A 5995-nucleotide genomic window follows, 5' to 3' on the forward strand; every position below is an offset into this window, starting at 1 on the left:
TTCGCCATAGCGAGCGGCTGACCACCCGCAAAATCAGGAGCAGCTTTGCTGCTTCGTCAGGTGCGTCCAGCACCGTGGATTTTTGTGGGTGGTCAGGCGTGAGCCTGACGGGGGCCGGGTGAATTTCTGGCGTGGCCGGCGTCCAGCCGGACAGAGCCAGAAAGAGGGGAAAAGACCGTGCGTCGGTGGCGTCCAGCCAGCGTAAGCAAGGTCTTTTCCCCTGAAGTCAGCCACGCCCCAGCGGGGATGACTTGCATTTCTCCGCAAGGAGAAAAAAGCAACAGAGATAGGTTAACGTAAAATGTTCAGCGAAAAACCGACATGGTTCACCTATCCTGATAATTGATCGTCAGGGAATAGAAAGACTTAATCAGGGGACAATATCCCACATCAGCGCGTCCGGTGACCGTCTTGCAGGTGCCGGGGAAATTGCGCCTCCTCGCTCACTCGGTCGCTACGCTCCGGGCGTGAGACTGCGGCGGGCGCTGCGGACACATACAAAGTTACCCACAGATTCCGTGGATAAGCAGGGGACTAACATGTGAGGCAAAACGGCAGGGCCGCGCCGGTGGCGTTTTTCCATAGGCTCCGCCCTCCTGCCAGAGTTCACATAAACAGACGCTTTTTCGGTGCATCTGTGGGAGCCGTGAGGCTCAACCATGAATCTGACAGTACGGGCGAAACCCGACAGGACTTAAAGATCCCCACCGTTTCCGGTAGGTCGCTCCCTCTTGCGCTCTCCTGTTCCGACCCTGCCGTTTACCGGATACCTGTCCGCCGTTCTCCCTTGCGGGAAGTGTGGCGCTTTCTCATAGCTCACACACTGGTATCTCGGCTCGGTGTAGGTCGTTCGCTCCAAGCTGGGCTGTAAGCAAGAACTCCCCGTTCAGCCCGACTGCTGCGCCTTATCCGGTAACTGTTCACTTGAGTCCAACCCGGGAAAGCACGCAAAACGCCACTGGCAGCAGCCATTGGTAACTGGGAGTTCGCAGAGGATTTGTTTAGCTAAACACGCGGTTGCTCTTGAAGTGTGCGCCAAAGTCCGGCTACACTGGAAGGACAGATTTGGTTGCTGTGCTCTGCGAAAGCCAGTTACCACGGTTAAGCAGTTCCCCAACTGACTTAACCTTCGATCAAACCACCTCCCCAGGTGGTTTTTTCGTTTACAGGGCAAAAGATTACGCGCAGAAAAAAAGGATCTCAAGAAGATCCTTTGATCTTTTCTACTGAACCGCGATCCCCGTCAGTTCAGAGGAGGACGATGGTGCCACCGTTCCGCCCTGAACATCCCGGATATAATTTGCCTGACATGCGGCCAGAAGAAAGCCAGCAACAATCAATATAAAAAGAAAAATAGTCTTTACCTTTTTCATATACTTTCCCTGTATTTAAAGACTCCGGCATTCATCCCTGAACACCGGAAGTCAGTATTTCAAATCATCCTTGATAATTTTTTGTTACCAGTTACCGTCCCGATAATCAAAAGCTATATAACAATTATCCACATCAGGTTTTATTTGATTTTTAAAAAATGGCTGTAGTAAAGGAACCCATTCTTTCTTCAAATCAAACTCACCATTATTAATATTATCCTTTAAAGGCATTCCCAAGCTTTCAATGACAGAACCATCGTCACCAAAGTCTTTAGAATACTCTTCCCCTTTAAACTCTTCAGTTTTCTTATCAAACCATGTCAAACGTAATTTAAGCCCCATATTTACCTCTCAAAGATATTTTTTAATGTTCCGTTTTGGATCTGGCCCTTTAACCTGCTTACCCGTTTTGGGATCAAATGCGCCTAGGTGTTCGCCATCACTGGCACGATACCCTTCAAGCTCACCGTGCTGGGAATCCCATTCATAAATTTTACGTTTTTTATCGCCATACCATCGGGCCCGCTTACCACCACCACCTTGTTTAGGTGTTTTAGGATCACCTCGCTTTAACTCTCCAAGTCCCTTTATGTCTTCTGTTTTAGGTACTGGATGATAATCATGGCCGTAGTCTTTAGTCCCCTTGCGAGGCTTGTTCTTTTCCTCATTTAACTTATTTTCTGCATCCTTCGCTTTTTTCTCCTTTTGTTTCCGGCTCTCCATCGCCCCGGTAAGTGCAGCCTTATCTCTGGATAAGGATTCATTCATTGCGTTTAAAGATGCCTGAGCCGCTTTTAATTTCTCATTCTGATTCTGAATATCCTTATCAAGATAGCGAACCTGATCCTGCCACCCGGAGCCATATTCATGAGGCGGGTTATAAGTCACAAAATCATCTTTATTTGCCTCTGCCTCTTTTACCTTTTTATCGGCTTCCTGAACAGCAGCCCTTGCACCGGGGAGCGCCTTCTCTGTCGATGCAATGCGGCTGTTTAAGGTCGCAATATTTTTATCTTCGGCATCCAGCTCAGCTTTCGCTTTATCATAGTCTCTTTTCAGCCCCTCTTCCGGATGAGCGGCGTCCCATGCCTGCTGGCGACGCTTTTCTTCCTCCTGACGCTGTTTTACCTGTGCCGGGGTAAGAACATCTGTCACCGACACATAAACCGGCTTCTGTCCGGTCTCTTTCGGGAAACGAATAACGGCCTCACGGGAGTTACCACCGGCTGTAAAACCAGCCGGACGTGAATCACCTTTTTCAGCAACAATGCCTTTTGGCGGGGCTTTCGCTGTCGGAACACCTTTCGGTACGCTCACCTGCAGAGACGGGAGACCCGGAATCGACACACTGAATACCCCCGGACGTTTTGTCGGTTTCGCATCCACCACAGGGACACTCATTGGCCGACCTGCGACAACCGCAATATGCTGCCGCTCATCCTTCACCACATCCACAACCCGTTGTCTGACACGAACCGTCGCCTGGTCCAGTGGTAAAGTACTTGCCGGAGTCTCCGTCACCGCATCGGCCGGTAATGACGTCATAATTTTTGACATCATTTTCGGATCATCTTTTGCAATCTCAGAAGGCAGCACACCGTAGATCGCAATCCCCCACAGACCAAACTTAAACGGCCCCTTCAGGGCAGCCAGCACATCAGCAACGGCGGCCGACAACGCATCGCCGGAAACTGATAAAGCCAGTCCTTCAGCCCCCGGAGTAGCCAGGGCAGGCAGACCGAAGGCCATCGCAGTGGCCGAAGACTGTCCGCCACCAGAGCTACCGCTATGATTGCCGCTGTTACCACCATTACCACCGGGTTTACTCCCGCCGTTACCAAACTCCCCCGGATTATAGTTATGAATATCTCCATTCGGCGTATGCGTCGTACCCCAGCCCGGCCCGCTGTTTGGATCCGTACCACCACCTGATGAAGGGCCACCTTTACCAGACGTACCGTTCACATTCCCACTGGCCTGACCACCATTATGTCCCAGACCTGAATTACCCGGACCTCGACCGTCTCCACCACTCATACCGTTTTCCTCTTTGACATTTAAAACAATAAATTAAAGCCAACATGTCGCGGTAGGGATACCCGTTACCGGATACCCCCCGCACAGATCCCGGCGTGCGCGATTTACGCACCGGGCTCCTGCCTCGGGTGTCTGGCGGTGAACCGCTCCACAGGCCATGGATGAAGAACCCGAACCCTTGGTAGCCATGCGGCTGCCAGTTTGTTTGCTTTCGTCCAGGTCGTATCATCCTTCTGGCTCCTGCGCCTGAGCGCCCGGCGCCAGAGGTTTGTTACGTGTGTCCTGAACTTCTGCATGGTGGGGAAGTTGCCCGGTACCGAGTGATAGTTCAGGTATCCCTGAACCACTCTCCTGAGCCATTTTCCCTGTTCGGGGATTGAGTAATGCCAGCGCCTTCGCAGACCGTCTTTGATGGCTTTCAGAGTTGCCGTCATCCGATCCCGGCGGGTCTTTCGTATCAGCATGAACCTGCCGTTGCGATCTTTCCCGCTGATGTGCGTGAACCCGAGGAAGTTGAACGTTTCTGGTTTGCCTTTTCCCCTGATGGCACGGTTTTCGGCAGCGAAGCGGCCGAACTCCATCAGACGGGTTTTCTCCGGGTGAACCGTGAGTCCGAACTCCCTCAGTCTGCGCTGCATGGCTATACGGAAGCGCCGGGCATCGTATCGTTTGTCGAACCCGATGACGATGTCATCGGCGTATCTGACCATTACCACATTGCCTGTGGCATAGCGACGTCGCCACTGATGCGCCCACAGATCGAAGACGTAGTGGAGGTATATGTTTGCCAGCAGCGGTGAGATGACCGCACCCTGTGGGGTGCCTTCCTCCGTTGCTCGCCATTGACCCTCCTCCGACGTCCCGGCTGTGAGCCACTTACGTATGAGCCTGATTACCCTCCGGTCGCCGATCCGATGCTCTGTGAACCTGATCAGCCATTCGTGGCTCACCCTGTCGAAGAACTGACTGATGTCGGCATCCAGTACCCAGTTTACGTTAGTGCGTACCAGCCCTGTGGCCAGTGCGTCCAGTGCATCGTGCTGGCTTCGCCCGGGTCTGAACCCGTATGAGAACCCCATAAAGTCGTTTTCATAGACTGCGTTCAGGATTTTCACCAGCGCATACTGGACGATCTTGTCCTCCAGCGAGGCGATGCCGAGCGGGCGTTGTTTTCCATCCGCTTTTGGGATGTAGTGACGCCTGCCGGGCTGCGCCCTGTAGCTGCCCTGATGTAGCCTCCGGTGCAGATCTGTTATGTTGTTCTTCATGTTTCCGGCGTAGTCCATCCACCTGATGCCATCCACTCCGGCGGCCGCTTTCCTGCTCAGGGAGAGGAATGCGGCTTCCAGTGCTTCGACTGTCAGCAGGTGGAACAATGCTGTAAACCGTTCTTTCTTCCGCTGCTTCGCAGCTTCCCGCACGCGTGACAGCCTCTGTGACATGCTTTCCCGGCTCTGTGTCCGGCGCATGTGTGGCTGTTCCGCGTTCCCCTTGGCCCCGCTCCTTCGCTCCACTGACTCCGCTCCTTTCGGGTTGTTCGCCTGCTTCGCCGCTACTATGAGCGAGTCCGACTTCTCCTCTCCGTACATCACCGGCTATGACTCCTCGTCTTCCCGGTGCGGGCCATCTCCGACACTGGCAGATGGTCAGAGGGGAGATCTCCCGGTTCCCGCGTAGAGATCGTATTGACATGCCAGGGTCTCAGACCCCGCCGGGTCCATGTGGCACTCGCAGTATCGCACCCTATGATGTTGCCTTCCGTTAACAGTACAACGTCGGCACCCGGTAATTTAATATACATTTCGTGGCTCAATGGCTGGCCTGTCAACACCCCTGTCAACGCTTCGCCCCATACCTCGCGGTATGCAACGCATGACTCGGGGACCTTGTGGATTGCTGGTCCTTCAATGGTCGGGGACTTTCACCCCTTGATCTCTAACCGGTCTCCCGGCGCACACTGTACATATACACAGTATAATTATTACCTTACTCCTCCCGTTTTCAGGTGTCAATATATGAGATTAGTTCTCATCTTCAGGCACAAAAAAGCGCCCGGAGCCACCTGTAAGCAGATCGCGTCTTTTCCCGAAAATTTCTCATGGCAACAAATTTTATTATTTAAGACATTCATCACACTTACATTTCAGATGGTATAGACACATCTGAAAGCTAACTGGCATGAGGAGAGGACCTGCGGTTAAACTGTTCGGGAAACCTGAGACGCCCGGAGGCCACTATGACGCACCTGAAACTGACTCCCGCTGAAGAAAAGCGCCTGGCGGACGCCTTTGTCGCTCAGGCACTGGCCATGGGCCTGAAAGGGAACAAAACGCTGCCAAAGGCGGTAAAACAACAGGTGCGGGAAAGGGTGCTTCGTGCCATTCAGGACGAACGTGAAGCCAGGCGGGCGCAGGAAATGCGTCGGGAGAAATACGAGGCTACGGAAACCACCTTCACCTGGCAGCCACAGCGCCGCCGGTAAGGGGTATTTACCATAACGTCGCATTGCCCGCACCGCTCAGACGGTCTGAGGGCGTTTCCGGCGGCTACGGGATAAAACAGGCAACAAACCACCCGGAAAACCG

General features: G+C 53.2%; 5 protein-coding genes. 1 reads left to right on the forward strand and 4 read right to left on the reverse strand.

The features are described from left to right. Positions 1-1223: 1223 nt before the first annotated feature. The 4 genes from ACFSSE_RS06130 to ltrA form a co-directional block, all read right to left on the reverse strand. Positions 1224-1373 (reverse strand): colicin release lysis protein, encoded by a 150-nt coding sequence (locus ACFSSE_RS06130; protein ID WP_032440454.1) that lies wholly within the window; start codon positions 1371-1373, stop codon positions 1224-1226. A gap of 84 nt (positions 1374-1457) precedes the next feature. Further along, positions 1458-1715: a colicin E3-like toxin immunity protein gene (locus tag ACFSSE_RS06135; protein WP_032440455.1), complete on the reverse strand. Its 258-nt coding sequence runs from the start codon at positions 1713-1715 to the stop codon at positions 1458-1460. 9 nt (positions 1716-1724) lie between these two features. Beyond that, a complete protein-coding gene (locus tag ACFSSE_RS06140) occupies positions 1725-3410 on the reverse strand; it encodes a colicin-like bacteriocin tRNase domain-containing protein (protein ID WP_032440457.1) in 1686 nt (561 codons plus the stop codon). 104 nt (positions 3411-3514) lie between these two features. Continuing rightward, positions 3515-4999 carry a group II intron reverse transcriptase/maturase gene (gene ltrA / locus ACFSSE_RS06145; protein WP_004152765.1) on the reverse strand — a complete coding sequence of 495 codons (1485 nt, stop codon included), beginning with the start codon at positions 4997-4999 and terminating at the stop codon, positions 3515-3517. Positions 5000-5646: 647 nt separating this feature from the next. Between ltrA and ACFSSE_RS06150 the strand changes: the two genes are divergently transcribed. Then, positions 5647-5892 carry a hypothetical protein gene (locus ACFSSE_RS06150; RefSeq protein WP_032440458.1) on the forward strand — a complete coding sequence of 82 codons (246 nt, stop codon included), beginning with the start codon at positions 5647-5649 and terminating at the stop codon, positions 5890-5892. Positions 5893-5995: the final 103 nt, after the last annotated feature.

This window comes from Pedobacter alpinus (assembly GCF_042684645.1).
Taxonomy (GTDB): Bacteria; Bacteroidota; Bacteroidia; order Sphingobacteriales; family Sphingobacteriaceae; genus Pseudopedobacter; species Pseudopedobacter alpinus.